Consider the following 18535-nt stretch of genomic DNA (forward strand, 5'->3'; position numbering starts at 1 on the left):
GTGGCCGGACGATCGGGGACGGGCTCAGCCCAGGCGGTGCATCCACCCGTGCGGGTCCGCCGCGACACCCCGCTGCACGTCGAGCAGCGCGTCCCGCAGCTTCATGGTGACCTCGCCGGGCTCGCCGCCGCTCTGCGTCCACTCGCCCCGGGCGGACTTGACCGTGCCGACGGGCGTGATGACGGCGGCGGTGCCGCAGGCGAAGACCTCGGTGAGGGTGCCGTTCGCGGTGTCGGCCTGCCACTGGTCGATGGAGACGCGGCCCTCCTCGGAGGTGTAGCCGAGGTCGCGGGCGACGGAGAGCAGGGAGTCACGGGTGATTCCGGCGAGCAGGGAGCCGGTCAGCTCGGGGGTGACGATCCTGTCCCCGTACACGAAGTACAGGTTCATGCCGCCCAGTTCCTCGACCCACTTGTGCTCGACGGCGTCGAGGTAGGCCACCTGGTCGCAGCCCTTCTCGGCGGCCTCGGCCTGGGCGAGCAGGGACGCGGCGTAGTTGCCGCCGGTCTTGGCGTCGCCCATGCCGCCGGGGACGGCGCGCACGCGGTCCTCGGAGAGCCAGATGGAGACGGGCTTGACGCCGCCGGGGAAGTAGGCGCCCGCGGGCGAGGCGATGACGACGAAGAGGTATTCGTTGGCGGGCTTCACGCCGAGCCCGGCCTCCGTGGCGATCATGAACGGGCGCAGGTACAGCGACTCCTCGCCGCCGTGCGCGGGCACCCAGTCGATGTCCTGTCGGACCAGCGCGTCACAGGCCTCGAGGAAGGTGTCGACGGGCAGCTCCGGCATGGCCATGCGACGGGCGGACGCCTGGAAGCGCCGGGCGTTGGCCTCGGGGCGGAACAGGGCGACGGAGCCGTCGGGCTGGCGGTAGGCCTTGAGGCCCTCGAAGATCTCCTGCGCGTAGTGCAGGACGGTCGTCGCCGGGTCCAGGGAGAGCGGGCCGTAGGGCACGAGCTGGCCGTCGTGCCAGCCGCGGCCCTCCGTCCAGCGGATGGTCACCATGTGGTCGGTGAAGTGGCGGCCGAACCCGGGGCTGGCCAGGACCGCCTCGCGCTCCTTGGCGGAGACCGGGGTCGAGGAGGGCTTGAGCTCGATCGTGGGCGTCGTCATGGTTGCGTGTCCTTCACCGGTTTGTGTGTGACGGACCGCGCCGAGACCCGCACGCGCGCGTTTCTCGCGGCGTCCGGGCGTGCGCCGTTTCGCGGCCCCACGTTCGATTATCGCTCGCGGGTGCACCTGGACGAAACGGCGGTCCGGGGCGGCCCTGGGTTCGATGGTGACACCCGGCGGCCGCAAACGAGAAGCCGCCGGGTGCTGGTGCGACCCGGCGGCTTGGCGTGACGGAGGTGGTAGCCGGCGGATCAGCCCGCTACGCGTACGGCGAGCGCGTCGCCGATCTCGTCGGTCGTACGAGTGGTCTCACCGCGTCCGCCGAGGTCGGCGGAGACGGCCTCCTCGACGCGGTTCGCCTCGTCGTCGTATCCGAGGTGGCGCAGGAGCAGGGCGACGGAGAGCACGGTGGCGGTCGGGTCGGCCTTGCCCTGGCCCGCGATGTCGGGCGCCGAGCCGTGCACGGGCTCGAACATCGAGGGGAACTCGCGGCTCGGGTTGATGTTGCCGGAGGCCGCGACGCCGATGCCGCCGGAGACGGCCGCGGCGAGGTCGGTGATGATGTCGCCGAAGAGGTTGTCGGTGACGATCACGTCGAACCGGCCGGGGTCGGTGACCAGGTAGATCGTGGCCGCGTCGACGTGGATGTAGTCGGTGGTGACCTCGGGGAAGTCCTCGGCGACCTTGTTGAAGACGTTCGTCCACAGGTGGCCCGCGAAGGCGAGCACGTTGTTCTTGTGGACCAGCGTCAGCTTCTTGCGCGGGCGGGCCTGCGCGCGGGCGAAGGCGTCCCTCACGACGCGCTCCACGCCGAAGGCCGTGTTCACGGAGACCTCGGTGGCGACCTCGTGCTCGGTGCCCTTGCGGATGGTGCCGCCGTTGCCGGTGTAGGGGCCCTCGGTGCCCTCGCGCACGACCACGAAGTCGATCTCGGGCTGGCCCGCGAGGGGCGTGGCCACGCCGGGCAGCAGCCGCGAGGGGCGCAGGTTGACGTGGTGGTCGAAGGCGAAGCGGAGCTTGAGCAGGAAGCCGCGCTCCAGGACGCCGGAGGGGACCGAGGGGTCGCCGATGGCGCCGAGCAGGATCGCGTCGTGCTTCTTGAGGTCCGCGAGGTCGGCGTCGGTGAGGGTCTCACCGGAGGCGTGATAGCGGCGGGCCCCGAAGTCGTACTCCTTGGTCTCCAGCTTCACATCCTGCGGGAGGACGGCGTTGAGGACCTTGAGCCCCTGGGCCACTACTTCCTGGCCGATCCCATCTCCGGGGATCACTGCGAGATTGATGCTGCGAGACATGTCGGCACCCTACTCCTCGTCCCATTCAATGACACCGGATGTCCAGGATGCGGACAGTCCGCGATGGCCGGTCCCTTGCTGGTCGAAAGGTGTTCACCCCGACGTCTGGCGGGTGTTGGGGGCTACTGGGAAGTTTCTGGTCATGGACACCCCCAATCTCGGCATCCCTGAGCACCTCGCCCGGCGGATGAGCATGCCGGAGCAGCACGAATACCTCCGCGGCAGGCTCTCCCGGCGCAAGGTGCTCGCGAGTTCCTTCGCGACGGCGGGCGTCGCGGGCGGCATCGGCCTGCTCGCGGGCAGCTCGGGCAGCGCGTACGCCGAGCGCGGCACCGCCACGTCCCCGCTCGCGGCCTCGCGCGCTCCGGTGCGGGTCGACGGGAAGCTCGTCGCGCCGTTCGGCCGCCATCTCGCGTTCGGCGCCGACCCGAAGACGCAGATGCGCATCTCCTGGCAGGTGCCGTTCGCCGTCAGGTCCCCTTACGTACGGGTGGGTCTCAAGCCCTGGGAGCTGAGCCGCAAGATCGAGGCGGAGGTGCGCGACCTGCACACGCCGTCCCTGTCGAAGAAGCTCCCGAAGGTCGAGCAGTACTACCTGCACGTGGCGCTCGACGGCCTGAAGCCCGGCACCACGTACTACTACGGCGTCGGCCACGACGGCTTCGACCCGGCGTCGCCGGAGCGCATGGCCACGCTCGGCTCGTTCCGCACGGCGCCCGCGCGGCCGGAGAAGTTCGTGTTCACGGCCTTCGGCGACCAGGGCGTGAGCTACGAGGCGCTGGCCAACGACCAGTTGATCCTGGGCCAGAACCCGGCGTTCCACCTGCACGCGGGCGATATCTGCTATGCGGACACCACGGGCCACGGCAAGGAGGGCGACCGGTACGACGCGCGCGTGTGGGACCAGTTCCTCGCGCAGACCGAGTCGGTGGCGAAGTCCGTGCCGTGGATGGTGACGACCGGCAACCACGACATGGAGGCGTGGTACTCGCCGAACGGCTACGGCGGCCAGTCGGCCCGCTGGTCGCTGCCGGAGAACGGCTTCGACCCGAAGAACGCGCCGGGCGTCTACTCGTTCCGCTACGGCAACGTCGGCGTCGTCGCCCTGGACGCGAACGACGTCTCGTACGAGATCCCCGCCAACAAGGGCTACACGGACGGCAAGCAGACCGCCTGGCTCGACAAGCGGCTCGGGCAGCTGCGCGCCGACGAGGACATCGACTTCGTCGTCGTGTTCTTCCACCACTGCGCGTACTCCACGGCGACGCACGGCTCCGACGGCGGGGTGCGCGACGCGTGGCTGCCGCTGTTCACCAAGCACCGGGTGGACCTGGTGATCAACGGCCACAACCACGTCTACGAGCGGACCGACGCCATCAAGGGCGGCGAGGTCGGCAAGCCGGTGCCGGTCGGCGCGTCGACCGATCCGACGCGCGACGGCATCGTGTACGTCACCGCGGGCGGCGCCGGCAAGGACCTGTACAGCTTCCCGGTCGGGGTGGACGACAGCTACGAGGGCCACGAGAAGGACGAGGGCACGATCCTCACCTTCCACTGGACCAGGCTGCGCCTGCCCGACCCGGACACGGTGCAGTGGTCACGGGTGCGCTACACCGGCTTCTCGTTCCTCGCGGTGGAGGTGACGGCCGGGGCGCGCCCGAAGCTGACGGTCTCGGCGCTCGCGGAGAGCGGCGAGCGCGTGGACCACTTCGAGATCGAGCGCGGGCGTTAGCGCTCGGGCGGGGCGACGGGGCTCAGTGCCCCGTCTCGCCGCCGTTGTCCCTGCGGTCCAGGGCCCGCTGAAGGGCGGCGGCGGCGTTCTTGCGCTCGGACTCGCTGGGGCGGACGGCGTGGCGGACTCGGCGGGCGGTCGTCTCGGCCATGGGAAATCGACTCCTTAGATCGCATCCGGGAGTGCGGGTCCACGTACGCACGGTCGTACGCGGAGAAAGGGGGGGTTACGAGACGCCGGAAGGGGCGGGGAGCGCGGGCCGCAGGGTTCGCCTGCGCGGGGCCCGGCTCGCAGCCGCCCATCGCTTGATCGAGCGAGACGTTCGGCTCCTACAAAGCTAAGACAGCTTCGCCCACTTGTCTCTACAGTTACTCGGACTTCCTACTATCTGAGACGGCTCCCACCGGGTCGGCCGAATCCGCTTCCGCTTCCGGATGCGTCCGCAGGGCGCGCAGCTCCCGGATGAGGGCCCGAACGGCCAGCGATCCGGCCTGCTCAGGCGTGGTGACATAGCCCACGGAGCGTGTCGGCCGGTCGGCGCCGAGATCGGTGATCTGCACCGTCGGCGGCGCTCCGGTCAGGGACAGGGCGGGCATGATCGCCATGGCGTGCCCCGCGCTCACCATCGCGAGCACCGCCCCGTCGTCCTCGGTCCGCGTGGTCGCCCGTGGGATCCAGTCCTGGCCCGCCCACCAGTCGCGGGTGTACGAGGTGCAGTTCTCGGCCCAGTCCACCAGCGGCAGGGAGCGCGGGTCGGGGTGCCCCGCCGGGTGCACGAAGGAGTAGGCCTCCTCGACGAGCACGCCGCCGACAAGGCCCGGCGGGATCGGCGAGGTGGTGCCGATGGTCGCGATGCCGAGGTCCGCGCGCCCGTCGGCGACCTCGCCCGCGGTGCCGCGGCCCAGCTCACGGACGACGCGGACCTCGGGTTCCAGGCCGGGGTGACGGGCCCGCAGGTTCGCGAGGGCGGGCGGCAGGAGGTGCAGGGCGGCGCTGCGGAAGGCGGCGATGCGCAAAGGGCCGGTGAGGGTGGGCTCCCCGGGGCCGCCGGTGCTCGTCGCGCTCGCGGCGCCCCGGGTCTCGGCGACGAGGGTCTCAAGGAGCCGCAGCACACGGCGCGCGTGGGCGGCGGCCCGCTCGCCCGCCGGGGTGGGCGTGGCGCCCTTGCGGCCGCGTTCGAAGAGCACGGCGCCGAGCTTGTGCTCCGTGCCGCGCACCGAGTGCGACACCGCCGACTGCGTGAGGCCGAGGTCGCGGGCGGCGCCGGAGAAGCTCCGGGCCTGCTCGACGGCGACGATGATCCGCAGTTCGTGCGGGGCGAGGTCGGGCTCGGCCACCGGTTCCCCCTTGGGCGTGTCTGTTCCTGTCCGGCCCCTCCGCCGAGCACCCCTCCCACGAGATCCCACGAGATCCCAGGGATCCCACGAGATCCCAGGGATCCCACGAGGTCCCAGGGATCCCATGAGACCCCGTGAGGTCCCCTGCGACCCCATGAGGAGCGCTCATGCTTCGGCGCGTTCCATGAACCGAACCCTCTGCCGCTCCCCCGCATTCCCCCCTTACGGTCGGCTCCATGAACAGCTTCTCCGGCGCCCTCGCCCGCACCGTCCACCAGATCGCCCGCCCGCACGGCTTCCCCACCCCCGACGACTTCGCGTTCGTGGAGTCCGCGGTGCCGGAACCCGCGCCGGGCACCGCCCTGGTGGAGAACCTGTACTGGTCCGTCGACCCGTACCACCGCGAGATGATGGACGGCGAGTTCGCCCTGAACGCCCCGCTCGAAGGGCGCACCATCGGCCGCGTCACCGCTTCCCGGACGCCGGACATCGCCGAGGGCGAGATCGTCTTCCACCGGCAGGGCTGGCGCACCCACGCCGTGGTGACCCCCCAGGAGGTCCGGCGCCTGCCGCGCTTCGACGGGGTGCCGCTGTCGGCGTACATGAGCATCCTGGGCGGCACGGGCCTGACGGCGTACGTGAGCCTGACCCGGATCGCGAAGCTGCGTGAGGGCGAGGACCTGTTCGTCTCCGCGGCGGCGGGCGGCGTGGGGACGGCCACGGGACGCCTCGCGCGGGTCATGGGCGCGGGCCGGATCGTCGGCAGCGCGGGCTCGGCGGCGAAGGTGGCGTACCTGACGGAGCGGGTCGGCTACGACGCCGCCTTCGACTACCACGCGGGTCCTGCCGTGGACCTGCTCGCGAAGGCCGCCCCGGACGGCGTGGACGTGTACGTCGACAACGTCGGGGGCGAGCAGTTGGAGGCGGCGATCGAGGGGCTGCGGGAGTTCGGCAGGATCGTGCGGATCGGCACGGTCGCGCAGTACAACGACCCGGAGCCGCTGTCCGCGCCCCGCAACCTCACCGAGATCGTGGAGAAGAGCCTGCGCATGGAGGGCTTCCACGTCCGCAACCACCGTCATCTGCAGGACGAGTTGTACGACTTCGTGGTGCCGCACCTGCAGAGCGGCCGCATCGGCCTCGACGAGACGATCGTGGACGGCTTCGACCGGATCGTGACGGCGTTCCTGGGGATGCTGCGGGGCGAGAACGTCGGCAAGATGATCATCCGGGCGACGGACGGGCAGCCGTAGCCCACGGCCGGCCCGGGCAGCCGGAGCGGACCCCTGAAAACGTCAGAACACCTCAGAACACCTCAGAACACGTCCCCGTCCCGCCAGTCGATGAGCAGTTCGTGGGCCGGGTCGAGGTCGGCGCCCCACAGCATCGGCGGGTCCTCGTCGGGCATGGAGAGCGGACCCTCGGGGCTGAGCGTGCCGACGCGTCCCGGCCAGGTCACCCAGCCGTGCGCGCGGTACAGCTTCTCGCCCTCGTCGGACGGCGAGAGGACGCCGAGGTCGTAGCCACCGTCGACGATCCGCTCCAGGGCGCCCATCACCTGCCCGCCGAGGCCCTGGCGCTGGCGGTCGGGGCGCACGGCGACGTTCTCGACGTAACCGACGCGCAGGGAACGGCCGTTGTGCAGCACGCGCCGCTGCACGACAGCGCCGTGCGCGAGCAGCGTGCCCTCCTCGTCATGGACGAGCACATGCATGCCACCGAGACCGTGCGCCCAGTCCTCGTCGCTGAAGTCGCCGTCGAAGGCGAGGTCCATCAGGGCGCGGCCGGCACGGAGTTCGGCGGCGGACAGGTCGGCGGTGTGGGCTGTGCGCAGCACCGCGCCGACAGGGGAAAGGGGGGTGGTCGAACGGATCACGGACCTACGGTACTCAGACCCCATTTGAGTACGCACCCCGATATTCCGGCGCCCCCGGCGGCGGCAGAGTCACCTGCATGAACGCTTCCTCCGGCTCCTCGGGATCTCCCGGTCCCGGTCTGTACGCGCTGAAGCCCTGGTACGCGCGCAAGCTGTCCGGCGTGCGCCGCGCGCTGGCCCGCCGCGGGGTGTCCCCGGACACGCTGACCGCGGCGGGCGTGGTGTGCGCGGCGGCCGCGGGGGCGATCCTGGCCTGGCTCCCGACGTGGCTCCCGACGTGGCTCCCGGCCCCGCTCGCCGCCTTGCTCGCGGCCCTGCCGGTGGCGCTCCTGCTCGCGGCCCGCCTGGCGTTCGCGAACCTCGACGGCGCCCTGGCCCGCGACACCGGCCGCACCACGCGGCGCGGCGCCCTGCTCAACGAACTGGGCGACAGGGCGGCCGACTTGGCCGTCATCGCCGGTTTCCTGCCCCTGGCCCCCCTGTGGCTGGTGGCCACGGCGGCCCTGGCCTCGACTCTCCCGTCCTGGGTGTCCCTCGCGGGCGCGGCAGCGGGCGCACCGCGCCTCAACGGCGGCCCCGTCGGCAAGACGGAACGCTGCGCCCTCGTGGTCGTGGCGGCGGCGTCCGGCTGGTGGGTCCCGATCCTCGCGGTGATCGCGGCGGGCTCGGCACTGACGGCGGGGACACGCTGCGTGCGGCTGTGGCGGGAGTTGGGCGAGGCGGGACGGTTGGAGGGGGTCGCGGTGCCGGGGCAGCAGCCCAGGGCGCTGGGAGAGCCGACGGCTCCGGGGTCGCCGACGGCGCCGGAGCAGCAGCAGGCTCCGCGGGATCCGAAGGCGCCGGAAACACCGGGGCGACCGGGACAGGTGGAGGCGGCAGGACAGCCGGTGACGTGTCCGGCGCCGGGACGCGCGAGTGCGCCGGGTCGGTCCGAGACGCCGGCAGTGCGGGGGGAGTTGAGGGTGCGATGAGTCTCGCGGTTCTTGTCGGTGAGGCGGTCGGGCGGGCCGCGCCGGTCGTGGCAGGGGTGCTCGGGGCCGGGGGCGTGGCCGTGGCGGCGCTGCCCGCGCGGGTGCGGATGCGGGCCGAGCTGCGGCGGCGGTGGCGGACCTGGGCGCTGGCGGCGCCGCTGTTCCTCGGGGCGTTCTGGGCGGGCCCGGCGGGCGCGTTCGTGCTCGCGGCGGGGCTCGGGGCGGTCGCGGTCGGCGAGTACGCCCGCATGGCGGCCCTGCCGCGTGGCGAACGCGCGGTGCTGTGGGCGGCCGCGGTCCTGCTCCCCGCGACGGCCTGGGCCGCGCCGGACACCCTCGACGTACGCGTCTTCGGCGCCCTCCTGCTCGTCGCCGCGCTGCCCGCGCTGCTCTCGGGCGACGCGGCCCACGGCTTCACCCGCGCCGCCCGTACCGTCTTCGGCCTGCTGTGGATCCCCGTGGCCCTGACCGGCCTGGTCCTGCTCGGCGACACGGCGGTGGCGGTGGGCGTGGCGGTGGCGTTCGGCGACGTGGGCGCGTGGTGCGGCGGCACGGCCCTCGGCCGTGGCGGTCCGCTGGCCCGCCCCCTCTCCGCCCTGTCCCCCAACAAGACCTGGGCGGGCGTCCTCGGCTCGGCCGCGGCGACCGCCGCCGCCCTCGCCGCGGTCGGCGCCTTCACACCGCTCCTGTGGGGCGCGGTCCTCACCGGCTGTGTCCTCGGCGACCTCCTGGAGTCCATGGTGAAGCGTGAGGCGGGAGTCAAGGACGCGGGCGCCTGGCTCCCCGGCTTCGGCGGCCTCCTGGACCGAGTGGACTCCCTGCTCCTGGCTCTGCTCGTGACGATGGCGGTGACACTGTGACGACGCCGACCCGCACCTGTCCGCACCGGGTGAGCCGTCAGCCCGTCCGGCGTTCGAGGACGAGGCGCGAAGCGCCGGTTCGACGGAGGACCGTCCCGCCTCAAGGCAACACCCACCCCCGGGGCCCGGGGCAGGGCCCCGGTGTCGGGAAGGGACGGGATCGGGGACAGCGCACCGCGGCGCTCCTACGGAGAGCCCTCTGGTGGACCCTCCTCACCCTCACCGGCGGCGTCTCCCGCCACGGCCGCCTCCCCAAGGGCGGCTGCGTGGTCGTCGCCAACCACACCTCCCACGCGGACACAGCGGCCCTCCTCGCCGCCCTGGACGCGACCCACGCCCCCACGATCGCCGCGGCGGCGGACTACTGGTTCGCCTCCCGCTGGCGCAGCCGCATCTGCTCCCGCCTGGCCGCGGGCTTCCCCGTGCGCCGCACGGGCGGCGGCATGGACGACCTCCTGGCCAGGGCGGGCGACCTGCGCGCGGGCCGCGCGGTGGTCCTGTTCCCGGAGGGCACCCGCGCCCGGGCGGGCGAGCTGGGCGCGTTCCACAAGGGCGCCCTGGTCCTGGCGAGGGAGGCCAACGTCCCCGTGGTCCCGGTGGGCATCGCGGGCACGGACCGCCTCCTGCCGAAGCACGGCCCCTTGCGCCCGGCCCTGGTACGCGTCCGCATCGGCACCCCGCTCCCGCCGACGGCGACCCCGGAGGAGGCCCGCGACGCGGTGTCGGCACTGCACCGCCGTACGACCGAGGAGCCCCTGAAGGACTCCCGCGTCCGCAAGCGCGTCGCCCGCGTCCTCACGAGCCGCTGGGCCCTCCCGCTGGCGTTCGCCTGGGCGTTCGCGGAGGCCCTGAGCTGGCCGCTGATGCCGGAGCTGCTGCTTGCGATCGTGTGCGTGGCGGTACCGCGCCGCGCCCTGAAGCTGTCCCTCGCGGCCCTTGCGGGAACGCTGGCGGGCGGCGTCCTCGCCCTCCAACTCGCCACGTCCGGCGTGCAGTTGCCACAGCCGCTCACCACGGACCGGATGCGGGCGGAAGTGCGCGCGGAGCTGGCCCGGGAGGGGGCGGCGGCGGTCCGCGACCAGCCGTGGAACGGCATCCCCTTCAAGGTGTACGCGGCCGGGGCGGGCAAGGCCGACGTCCCGGCCCCGGACTGGCTGGCCCAGTCGGCCCTCGCGCGCGGATCACGCACCCTCACGGTGGGCCTGGCGTGCGGCGCGTTCGGCTTCCTCGCCCACCGCCTGCGCCGCCACTACGGCCTGTATCTGGCCCTGCTCGGCACCGGATTCACGATCGGCCTCTCGCTGATCGTACGGAGCTGGAGCTGATCGTACGGAGCTGGAGCTGACCGCGCGGAGCCGAGCCGGCCGCGGGCATCCGGAGCCGACCGGCACCCATCCGAAGGAGCCGACGCTCCGAGACCCGCCCCGCCCCCGAAACCCGCCACCGCCCCCTGTCCGCCCCGCCCCCCGCGCGGCACACTCGGCTCATGCCTGATACCGAACAGAGCAAGCCGGAGACCGGACACCCCGAAGAGCGCTGGACCCCCATCCACGGGCAGCCCTACCGCTCCGTCCCCTACCGCCCGGCCCGCATGCCGGAGGCCGAATCCCTCAGCCAGGCAGCGGAGTTGAGGGACCGCATGCGGGAGCGCCGCACGGTGCGGCAGTTCTCGTCGGACCCGGTGCCCACACAGGTGGTGCGGGACGCCATCGCCTGCGCGGCCACCGCGCCGTCGGGCGCGCACCAGCAGCCGTGGACGTTCGTCCTCGTACAGGATCCGGAGATACGCCGCCGGATCCGCGAGGCCGCCGAGCACGAGGAGCGCATCTCCTACCACGGGCGGCTCGGCGAGGAGTGGCTGGCCGCGCTGCGCCCGCTCGGCACGGACGAGGTGAAGCGGCACCTGACGGACGCGCCCGCACTGATCGTCGTCTTCCAGCAGCGTTACTGGCTGGGCGAGGACGGCACCAAGCACAAGCACTACTACGTGGACGAGTCCGTCGGCATCGCCGTCGGCATGCTGCTCTCCGCGCTGCACCTGTCGGGCCTGGCCGCGCTGGTGCACACGCCGAGCCCGATGCGGTTCCTGTCGGAGGTGCTCGGCCGCCCGGCGAACGAGAAGGCGTTCGCGGTGGTCCCCGTCGGCTACCCGGCCCCGGACTGCCAGGTCCCCGACCTGGTACGGAAGTCGCTGGACCAGGTCCTCGTGGAGGTCTGACCGTTCCCGGCGGCTACGCCGACGCCCTGGCCAGCGCCGGGTAGTCGGTGTAGCCCTCGGCCCCGTGCGTATAGAGGTGCGCCTCGTCGATGTCCTGGAGGGCCGCGCCGGCCGCGAACCGCTCGGGCAGGTCGGCGTTGGAGATGAACGCCCGCCCGTACGAGACGAGGTCGGCGCGGCCGGACGCGAGGACGGCCTCGCCGGCCTCGCGCGTCGTCGGGTCGCCGTTCTCGCCGACGTTCCCGATGAGCACACCGTGCCAGCGGGGGCGCAGGTCGGCGAGAGCGGGATAGGTGTCGTTGTCGGTGAGGTGGAGGTAGGCGAGGCCGAGGCCGTCGATCTCGTCGAGCAGCGCGCGGTAGACGGGGCCGGGGTCGGCCTCGTACATGCCGAACTGCGGGTTGCCGGGCGAGAGCCGCAGCCCGAGCCGCCGGGCGCCGATGGCGTCGGCGACGGCGCGCACGACCTCCACGGCGAACCGGATGCGGTCGGCGATCGAGCCCCTGCCGTACGCGTCGTCGCGCAGGTTGGTGTTGTCGGCGAGGAACTGGTGGATCAAGTAGCTGTTGGCGCCGTGCAGTTCGACGCCGTCGAATCCGGCCTCGATGGCGTTGCGGGCGGCGTCCACGAAGCCCTGGACCGCCGTGCGGATGTCGTCGAGGCTCATCTCGCGCGGGGCGAGGTAGTCGGGCTTGCTGCCGTCGGGGCCGTGCGCATGGCCGGGCGGGGTCACGGCGGACGGGGCGAGCGGCAGGTCGCCGTCGATGCGGGCCAGCGGGTGGCCGTTGCGGCCACCGTGCATCAACTGCGCGTAGATGCGGCCCCCCGCGGCGTGCACGGCGTCGGTCACGTGCCGCCAGCCCTCGATGTGCGCGGCGGTTTCGAGCCCGGGGAAGCGCCAGCCGCTCTGGCCCCGGCTGCTGGGCCAGATGCCTTCGGTGACGATGAGGCCCGCGCTCGCGCGCTGGGCGTAGTGGTCGGCGACGACGGGCAACGGCGTGCCGTCCTCGGCGGCGCGGGCGCGGGTCATGGGAGCCATGACGATGCGGTTGGGCAGGAGGCCGAGGTGGCCTGCGGAGTACGGGGCGAGAAGCGAGGTGTTCGTCATGCCGGAACCGTAGAAGTTGACGCCGGTGTCAATTTCAAGTGCGACGAGCACGAGGGCGCGGGGAGAGCCGACCGAAACCCCGAGACCTAACCCTTGAAACCACATTGACCGGTTAGCCGTGAGCGTGCTCTACTCACCCCATCGCAACCATCAAAGCGAACTTGAGAGGTTAGATATGAGCGCCCAGGTGCACTACCGGTCCATCGAGGTCCGCGGCCAGGAGGTCTTCTACCGCGAGGCGGGCCCCGCCGACGCCCCCGCCCTGCTGCTCCTGCACGGCTTCCCGACCAGCTCGCACATGTTCCGCGACCTCATCCCGCGCCTCGCCGGGCGCTATCGCGTCATCGCGCCGGACCACATCGGCTTCGGCCGCTCGGCGACGCCCGCCGCCACGGACTTCCCGTACACCTTCGCCGAACTGGCGCTCGTCACCGCCGAGTTCACCGAGGCGATCGGCCTGACCCGGTTCGCGCTGTACGTGCAGGACTACGGCGCCCCGATCGGCCTGCGGCTCGCGCTCGCCCACCCGGACCGGGTCACGGCGATCGTCACACAGAACGGCAACGCCTACGAGGAAGGGCTCGGAAAGGAGGCGTGGGCGCCCGTGTTCGCGTACATCGCGGCGCCGAGCGAGGAGACCGCCGGGCCCGTGCGCGAGATCCGCTCCCCCGAGGGCATCAAGTGGCAGTACACACACGGCGTCCCGGACCCGAGCGCGGTCAGCCCGGACGCCTGGGACCACGACGCGGCCCTGATGGCACGCCCGGGACAGGACGAGATCCAGCTCGCCCTCATGGGCGACTACGGCAGCAACATCGACCTCTACCCGGACTTCCAGGCGTACTTCCGCGCGAGCCGGGTGCCGGTGCTCGCCGTGTGGGGCGGCCACGACGAGATCTTCGTGCCCGCGGGGGCCCTCGCCTTCCAGCGCGACCTGCCCGAGGCGGAGATCCACCTGCTGCCGACGGGCCACTTCGCCCTGGAGACGCACGCCGAGCAGATCGCGGGCCTGATGGACGACTTCCTCAGCCGGCGGGTGCGGTAGTCCGGACACGTCACCGCCCCCGGCCGGGGTGGGGCCCGGGCCGGGGGCGGGGGTCGGGGTGGCGTCGGGCCGCGGGCCGGGCCCGACGCCGGTCGGGGGTCAGCCCATGTGCGGGTAGGTGTAGTCGGTGGGCGGGACCAGCGTCTCCTTGATGGCGCGGGTCAGGGTCCAGCGCTGCAGGTTCTGCGGGGCGCCGGCCTTGTCGTTGGTGCCGGAGGCGCGGCCGCCGCCGAAGGGCTGCTGGCCGACGACGGCGCCGGTCGACTTGTCGTTGATGTAGAAGTTGCCCGCGGCGTAGCGGAGCTTCTCCATCGTGTACGCGGCGGCGGCGCGGTCGCCCGCGATGACCGAGCCGGTGAGCGCGTAGTCGGACGCCGACTCCATCTGGGTCAGCATCTCCTCGTACTTGTCGTCCTCGTAGACGTGCACGGCGAGGAACGGGCCGAAGTACTCGGTCGTGAAGACCTCGTTGGCCGGGTCGGTGCACTCGACGACGGTCGGGCGCACGAAGTAGCCGACGGAGTCGTCGTAGGTGCCGCCCGCGACGATCGTGCAGGTCTCGTCGGCCTTGGCGCGGTCGATGGCCGCCTTGTTCTTGGCGAACGCGCGCTCGTCGATGACGGCGCCGATGAAGTTCGACAGGTCGGTGACGTCACCCATCTTGATGCCGTCGACCTCGGCCGCGAACTCCTCCTTGAAGCCGTCGTTCCAGATCGAGGCCGGGATGTACGCGCGCGAGGTCGCGGAGCACTTCTGGCCCTGGAACTCGAAGGAGCCGCGGGTCAGCGCGGTCTTCAGGATCGCGCGGTCGGCGCTCGGGTGCGCGACGACGAAGTCCTTGCCGCCGGTCTCGCCGACCAGACGCGGGTACGAGCGGTACTTCTCGATGTTGGCGCCGACGGTCTTCCACAGGTACTGGAAGGTCTTCGTCGAGCCCGTGAAGTGGATGCCCGCGAGGTCGCGGTGGTTCAGGGCCACCTCGGAGACGGCGATGCCGTCGCCGGTCACCAGGTTGATGACGCCCTTGGGCAGCCCGGCCTCCTCCAGGAGCTGCATGAGCAGCACGGCGGCGTGCGTCTGCGTCGGGGACGGCTTCCACACGACCACGTTGCCCATCAGGGCCGGGGCGGTGGGCAGGTTGCCCGCGATGGCCGTGAAGTTGAACGGCGTGATCGCGTAGACGAAGCCCTCCAGCGGGCGGTGGTCCAGGCGGTTCCAGACGCCCGTGGAGTTCGCCGGGGGCTGCTCGGCGAGCAGGTCGCGGGCGTACTTCACGTTGAAGCGCCAGAAGTCGACGAGCTCACAGGGAGTGTCGATCTCGGCCTGCTGGGCGGTCTTGGACTGGCCGAGCATGGTGGAGGCGGCCAGCGTCTCGCGCCACGTCGTGGACAGCAGCTCGGCGGCGCGCAGGATGATCGCGGCGCGGTCGTCGAAGGACATCGCACGCCACGCCGGAGCGGCGGCCAGGGCCGCGTCGATCGCGTCCTGGGCGTCCTGCTTCGTGGCGCCGCGGCCGGTGCCGATGACGGCCTTGTGGTTGTGCGGCTGCACGACCTGGAAGGGCTCGCCGCCACCGAGGCGCTTCACGCCGCCGATCGTCATCGGCAGCTCGATCGGGTTCTCGGACAGCTCCTTGAGCTTGGTCTCGAGCCGGGCGCGCTCCGGGGAGCCGGGGGCGTAGCCGTGGACCGGCTCGTTGACCGGGGTGGGGACCTGGGTCACAGCGTCCATGAGTTCCGTAACTCCTTTGTGCGGGGGAAATCTGGCGGCCGGGGGCGGGCTCAGCCCTTGGTGAGGACCGACCGGGCGAAGAACAGCAGGTTCGCCGGCTTCTCCGCGAGACGGCGCATGAAGTAGCCGTACCAGTCGGTGCCGTAGGCGGTGTACACGCGCATCCGGTGGCCTTCGGCGGCGAGCCGCAGGTGCTCGTCGCTGCGGATGCCGTAGAGCATCTGGAATTCGTACTCGTCCAGTTTGCGCCCGGCGCGGCGCGCGAGCTCCTGGGTGATGGCGATGAGCCGCGGGTCGTGGGACCCGATCATGGGGTAGCCGGAGCCCTCCATGAGGATCTTCAGGATCCGGACGTACGCCTTGTCGATCTCGGCCTTGTCCTGGTACGCGACGGAGGCGGGCTCCTTGTAGGCGCCCTTCACGATGCGCACGCGGCTGCCGTTCGCGGCCAGGCGGCGGGCGTCGTCCTCGGTGCGGAACAGGTACGACTGGATCACGCAGCCCGTCTGCGGGAAGTCCTTCCGCAGCTCCTCGTGGATGGCGAACATCGAGTCGAGGGTGGTGTGGTCCTCGGCGTCGAGGGTGACGGTGGTGCCGATGGCGGCGGCGGCCTCGACCACGGGGCGGACGTTCGCGAGGGCGAGCTCGTGGCCACCCTGGAATTGTTCCGCGGGCCCGGAGGGCCCCCCGTCGGGGGTGGCGGTGGGAGACGGGAGGGCCTGGCCGAACATCGACAGCTTCACGGACATCTCGGCCTTGGCGCCGAGGCCGAGGTCCTTGAGCCGGTCGATCAGCTCCAGGTAGGCGTCGCGCGCGGCGTACGACTGCTCCACCGTGGTGATGTCCTCGCCCACCACGTCCAGGGTGACCTCGAGGCCCTTGTCGGCGGCGTCGACGACGATCGGGACCACCTGGTCGACCGTCTCACCGGCGATGAACCGGTCGACGACCTGCTTGGTGCCCGGCGCCGCCGACACGAAACGGCGCATCTGGTCACTGCGCGACGCGGCAAGGATCACGGGACCCAGCACGGGCACCTCCACGGGAGTACGAGCGAGTGCCGTACCGACAATTTTGCGACAAAACCGGTACGACACGGAGAACCACCGTGAAACTTATGGATCCCTCCGACCGTGGGCCATCGACACCTGTCACGCATCCGTGGGCTGGATCTCAGACATATGTATGAGGGCCGGTCCTGCCTGCGTGACAATGGGCTGCGTACGGGTGGGATGCGTACGGCACGGGCTGCCTACGGGGTGGCCTTCCCACGGAGTGGCGCGGGCGAAGGGCGGCAGCGGGTGAAGGGCGACTACCAGGAACTGGTCGACGAGATCTCGACCCTGCTCGGCGCGCCCGCCACGCTGGAGAACCGCGACTTCGAGCTGATCGCCTTCGGCGCGCACGACGGCGGCGACGGCCTCGACGCCCCCGACCTCGACCCGGTCAGGACCCGCTCGATCCTCACCCGCCGCTCCACCGCCCAGGTCCGCGCCTGGTTCGAGAGCTTCGGCATCACCCGTGCCACCAGGCCGGTCCGGATCCCGCCCACCCCGGAGGCGGGCGTGCACCGCGGCCGCGTCTGTCTTCCGGTACGCCATCGGGGGTTCGCCCTGGGCTACGTCTGGCTGCTCGACGACGAGCCGGGTCCCACGGACGCCCAGCTCACCGCCGCCATGGAGGTGGCCGCGCGGATCGGGGCCCTGCTCGCGGAGGAGGTCCAGGCGGGCGCCGACCTCACCCGGGAGTTCCGGGCGGCCCTGACGGCGGAGCGCGGCTGGCAGCGGGACATGACGGTGGCGGCGCTGCACACGGCGCTCGGGCCGCGCGCGGACGGGCCGCACGCCCTGGTGTGCGTGGCGCCCTGGCACTCCCCCGGCTCCCGACGGCACCCCGGCAACGGACCGGCGACCGCCGCCGCCCCGATCGCCGACCCGGACGACGCGCCCGCGCTGCGGACGGTGCCGGGCGCGGCGGCGCTGTGCACGGTGCCGTGGCCCACCGCGCCCGGCGTCCTCGGCCAGGCGCTGGCGGTCCTGGTGCGCCTGCGCTCGGCGGACGCCCTGACGCCCGCGCTCACGGCGGCCGCGCGCCTGGCCGAGTCGGCGGGGCAGGGCGCTGCGGCCGGGGTGGCGGAGGCCCGGCGGGGGCTCGACGACCTGGGGGCGGCGTGGGGCGAGGCGACGGCGGCGGCGCGGGCGGCGCTCGCCGAGCCGCGGTTCGCGCCGCTCGCGCGCTGGTCGGACATCGGGCCCTACCGGCTGCTGACGGCGCTGCCCCCGGAGGCCGCGCGGGACGCGGCGGCCCGCGAACTGCTCTCCCCCGCCCATCGCGAACTGGCCCGCACGGCCGAGGTGTTCCTCGACCGCGCGGGCCAGGCGGGCCGCGCGGCGGCCGAACTGGGCATCCACCGCCAGACCCTCTACTACCGCCTCTCGCGCGTGGAACAGCTCACGAAGCTCGACCTGGACGAGGGCGAGGACCGGCTCCTGCTGCACATGGTCCTCAAGGCGGCACGCCTGTAGCGGACGCCCGGCCGGTCAGGCCGTGATCAGGTCGTCCACCGTGGGCGCGACCCGGCCGAAGAGGTCGCCGATCGTGGCCAGCGCGGCGGTGTGCAGGACGGCCGCGGGCAGGGCGGTGCCGTCGGTGTCGGCGAGAGTGCGGGTGGCGGTGGCCTCGGCGACGACGGTGGGCCGGTAGCCGAGGTTGAAGGCCCCCTGGGCGGTGAAGGTGACGCACATGTGCGTCATGAACCCGGCGAGCACCAGCTCCGCGCCCGCCTCGACGCCCAGCTCACCGAGGACTTCCTGGAGCCGGGTCTCGTGGAAGGAGTCGGGGAACTGCTTGACCACGACGGGCTCCCCGTCGACGGGGGCGACCTCGTCGCAGATGGCGCCGATCTCCGCGCGGATGTCGTAGGGAGTGCCCTCGCCCCCGTCGTTCACGACGTGGACCACACGGATTCCGGCCGCGCGGGCGGCGCCGAGGAGCCGGGCACCGGCGGCGAGCGCCGCGCCCGCGCCCTCCAGCTCCATCACGCCGGTGGTGTAGGTGTTCTGGTAGTCGATCAGGACGAGGGTGGTGTCACCGAGCCGGGGCAGCTCGGCCTCCAGGCCGATCACCTGACGGAGGGTGGCGGAAGGCTTCGTGGCGGAGGGCTTCGTGGCGGAGGTCATGACGGGGGTTCCTTTCGGTGCTGCGTGGATTCGCGGGGGGGGCGTACGGGCGGATGGGCGCATGGGCGTACTG

At 72.5% G+C, this 18535-nt stretch carries 16 protein-coding genes and 1 pseudogene; 8 read left to right on the forward strand and 9 right to left on the reverse strand.

What is annotated here, in order from left to right:
- Positions 1 to 24 precede the first annotated feature (24 nt).
- Positions 25 to 1113: a branched-chain amino acid aminotransferase gene (locus QUY26_RS10795; protein ID WP_289945406.1), complete on the reverse strand. Its 1089-nt coding sequence runs from the start codon at positions 1111 to 1113 to the stop codon at positions 25 to 27.
- A gap of 251 nt (positions 1114 to 1364) precedes the next feature.
- On the reverse strand, positions 1365 to 2405 hold the full coding sequence (locus QUY26_RS10800) for a 3-isopropylmalate dehydrogenase (RefSeq protein WP_289945409.1): 1041 nt from the start codon (positions 2403 to 2405) through the stop codon (positions 1365 to 1367).
- Between the two features lie 142 nt (positions 2406 to 2547).
- On the opposite strand from QUY26_RS10800, the gene QUY26_RS10805 reads away from it, so the two are divergent.
- Complete coding sequence (locus QUY26_RS10805) at positions 2548 to 4137, forward strand: purple acid phosphatase family protein (protein WP_289945411.1); 1590 nt, start codon at positions 2548 to 2550, stop codon at positions 4135 to 4137.
- A gap of 22 nt (positions 4138 to 4159) precedes the next feature.
- Here QUY26_RS10805 and QUY26_RS10810 read toward each other — a convergent pair whose 3' ends face one another.
- The gene (locus QUY26_RS10810) at positions 4160 to 4288 is read right to left on the reverse strand and encodes a hypothetical protein (RefSeq protein WP_087885970.1); all 129 of its coding nucleotides are present in this window, start codon (positions 4286 to 4288) and stop codon (positions 4160 to 4162) included.
- Positions 4289 to 4505: 217 nt separating this feature from the next.
- Entirely contained in the window at positions 4506 to 5474 is a 969-nt protein-coding gene (locus tag QUY26_RS10815; protein WP_289945418.1) for a LysR family transcriptional regulator, read from the reverse strand.
- 236 nt (positions 5475 to 5710) lie between these two features.
- On the opposite strand from QUY26_RS10815, the gene QUY26_RS10820 reads away from it, so the two are divergent.
- Positions 5711 to 6727, forward strand: a complete 1017-nt coding sequence (locus QUY26_RS10820) for an NADP-dependent oxidoreductase (protein WP_289945420.1) — start codon at positions 5711 to 5713, stop codon at positions 6725 to 6727.
- Between the two features lie 62 nt (positions 6728 to 6789).
- Here the strand turns inward: QUY26_RS10820 and QUY26_RS10825 are convergent, their stop codons facing one another.
- Positions 6790 to 7350, reverse strand: coding sequence for a GNAT family N-acetyltransferase (locus QUY26_RS10825; protein WP_289945426.1), 561 nt, complete (start codon positions 7348 to 7350; stop codon positions 6790 to 6792).
- 77 nt (positions 7351 to 7427) lie between these two features.
- Between QUY26_RS10825 and QUY26_RS10830 the strand changes: the two genes are divergently transcribed.
- The 4 genes and pseudogenes from QUY26_RS10830 to QUY26_RS10845 all read left to right on the forward strand — a co-directional run bounded on the left by QUY26_RS10830 (position 7428) and on the right by QUY26_RS10845 (position 11399).
- Complete coding sequence (locus QUY26_RS10830; RefSeq protein ID WP_289945429.1) at positions 7428 to 8321, forward strand: CDP-alcohol phosphatidyltransferase family protein; 894 nt, start codon at positions 7428 to 7430, stop codon at positions 8319 to 8321.
- Positions 8318 to 9181, forward strand: coding sequence for a phosphatidate cytidylyltransferase (locus tag QUY26_RS10835; RefSeq protein ID WP_289945431.1), 864 nt, complete (start codon positions 8318 to 8320; stop codon positions 9179 to 9181). The genes QUY26_RS10830 and QUY26_RS10835 overlap by 4 nt, the downstream gene beginning before the upstream one ends.
- A gap of 170 nt (positions 9182 to 9351) precedes the next feature.
- Positions 9352 to 10506: pseudogene (locus tag QUY26_RS10840) on the forward strand (lysophospholipid acyltransferase family protein); the annotation flags it as partial.
- Positions 10507 to 10667: 161 nt separating this feature from the next.
- Positions 10668 to 11399: a nitroreductase family protein gene (locus QUY26_RS10845; RefSeq protein ID WP_289945433.1), complete on the forward strand. Its 732-nt coding sequence runs from the start codon at positions 10668 to 10670 to the stop codon at positions 11397 to 11399.
- Between the two features lie 13 nt (positions 11400 to 11412).
- Here QUY26_RS10845 and QUY26_RS10850 read toward each other — a convergent pair whose 3' ends face one another.
- Positions 11413 to 12507, reverse strand: a complete 1095-nt coding sequence (locus QUY26_RS10850; RefSeq protein WP_289945435.1) for an alkene reductase — start codon at positions 12505 to 12507, stop codon at positions 11413 to 11415.
- A gap of 175 nt (positions 12508 to 12682) precedes the next feature.
- Here QUY26_RS10850 and QUY26_RS10855 point away from each other — a divergent pair, with 175 nt between their 5' ends.
- The gene (locus QUY26_RS10855; RefSeq protein WP_289955647.1) at positions 12683 to 13552 is read left to right on the forward strand and encodes an alpha/beta fold hydrolase; all 870 of its coding nucleotides are present in this window, start codon (positions 12683 to 12685) and stop codon (positions 13550 to 13552) included.
- Positions 13553 to 13651: 99 nt separating this feature from the next.
- On the opposite strand, the gene pruA is transcribed toward QUY26_RS10855, so the two are convergent.
- Entirely contained in the window at positions 13652 to 15283 is a 1632-nt protein-coding gene (gene pruA / locus QUY26_RS10860) for an L-glutamate gamma-semialdehyde dehydrogenase (RefSeq protein WP_289945437.1), read from the reverse strand.
- Between the two features lie 50 nt (positions 15284 to 15333).
- Positions 15334 to 16314, reverse strand: a complete 981-nt coding sequence (locus tag QUY26_RS10865) for a proline dehydrogenase family protein (protein ID WP_289945438.1) — start codon at positions 16312 to 16314, stop codon at positions 15334 to 15336.
- A gap of 201 nt (positions 16315 to 16515) precedes the next feature.
- Between QUY26_RS10865 and QUY26_RS10870 the strand changes: the two genes are divergently transcribed.
- A complete protein-coding gene (locus QUY26_RS10870; protein ID WP_289945439.1) occupies positions 16516 to 17808 on the forward strand; it encodes a helix-turn-helix domain-containing protein in 1293 nt (430 codons plus the stop codon).
- Between the two features lie 15 nt (positions 17809 to 17823).
- On the opposite strand, the gene QUY26_RS10875 is transcribed toward QUY26_RS10870, so the two are convergent.
- Entirely contained in the window at positions 17824 to 18462 is a 639-nt protein-coding gene (locus tag QUY26_RS10875) for an isochorismatase family protein (RefSeq protein WP_289945440.1), read from the reverse strand.
- Positions 18463 to 18535: the final 73 nt, after the last annotated feature.

This window comes from Streptomyces flavofungini (assembly GCF_030388665.1).
Classification (GTDB): Bacteria; Actinomycetota; Actinomycetes; order Streptomycetales; family Streptomycetaceae; genus Streptomyces; species Streptomyces flavofungini_A.

Coding starts and splice junctions, on each gene's coding strand:
- QUY26_RS10875 (WP_289945440.1), bottom strand. CDS start 18,462: ATGACCTCCGCCACGAAGCCCTCCGCCACGAAGCCTTCCGCCACCCTC.
- QUY26_RS10810 (WP_087885970.1), bottom strand. CDS start 4,288: ATGGCCGAGACGACCGCCCGCCGAGTCCGCCACGCCGTCCGCCCCAGC.
- pruA (WP_289945437.1), bottom strand. CDS start 15,283: ATGGACGCTGTGACCCAGGTCCCCACCCCGGTCAACGAGCCGGTCCAC.
- QUY26_RS10820 (WP_289945420.1), top strand. CDS start 5,711: ATGAACAGCTTCTCCGGCGCCCTCGCCCGCACCGTCCACCAGATCGCC.
- QUY26_RS10800 (WP_289945409.1), bottom strand. CDS start 2,405: ATGTCTCGCAGCATCAATCTCGCAGTGATCCCCGGAGATGGGATCGGC.
- QUY26_RS10835 (WP_289945431.1), top strand. CDS start 8,318: ATGAGTCTCGCGGTTCTTGTCGGTGAGGCGGTCGGGCGGGCCGCGCCG.
- QUY26_RS10870 (WP_289945439.1), top strand. CDS start 16,516: ATGCGTACGGCACGGGCTGCCTACGGGGTGGCCTTCCCACGGAGTGGC.
- QUY26_RS10845 (WP_289945433.1), top strand. CDS start 10,668: ATGCCTGATACCGAACAGAGCAAGCCGGAGACCGGACACCCCGAAGAG.
- QUY26_RS10850 (WP_289945435.1), bottom strand. CDS start 12,507: ATGACGAACACCTCGCTTCTCGCCCCGTACTCCGCAGGCCACCTCGGC.
- QUY26_RS10805 (WP_289945411.1), top strand. CDS start 2,548: ATGGACACCCCCAATCTCGGCATCCCTGAGCACCTCGCCCGGCGGATG.
- QUY26_RS10855 (WP_289955647.1), top strand. CDS start 12,683: ATGAGCGCCCAGGTGCACTACCGGTCCATCGAGGTCCGCGGCCAGGAG.
- QUY26_RS10795 (WP_289945406.1), bottom strand. CDS start 1,113: ATGACGACGCCCACGATCGAGCTCAAGCCCTCCTCGACCCCGGTCTCC.
- QUY26_RS10830 (WP_289945429.1), top strand. CDS start 7,428: ATGAACGCTTCCTCCGGCTCCTCGGGATCTCCCGGTCCCGGTCTGTAC.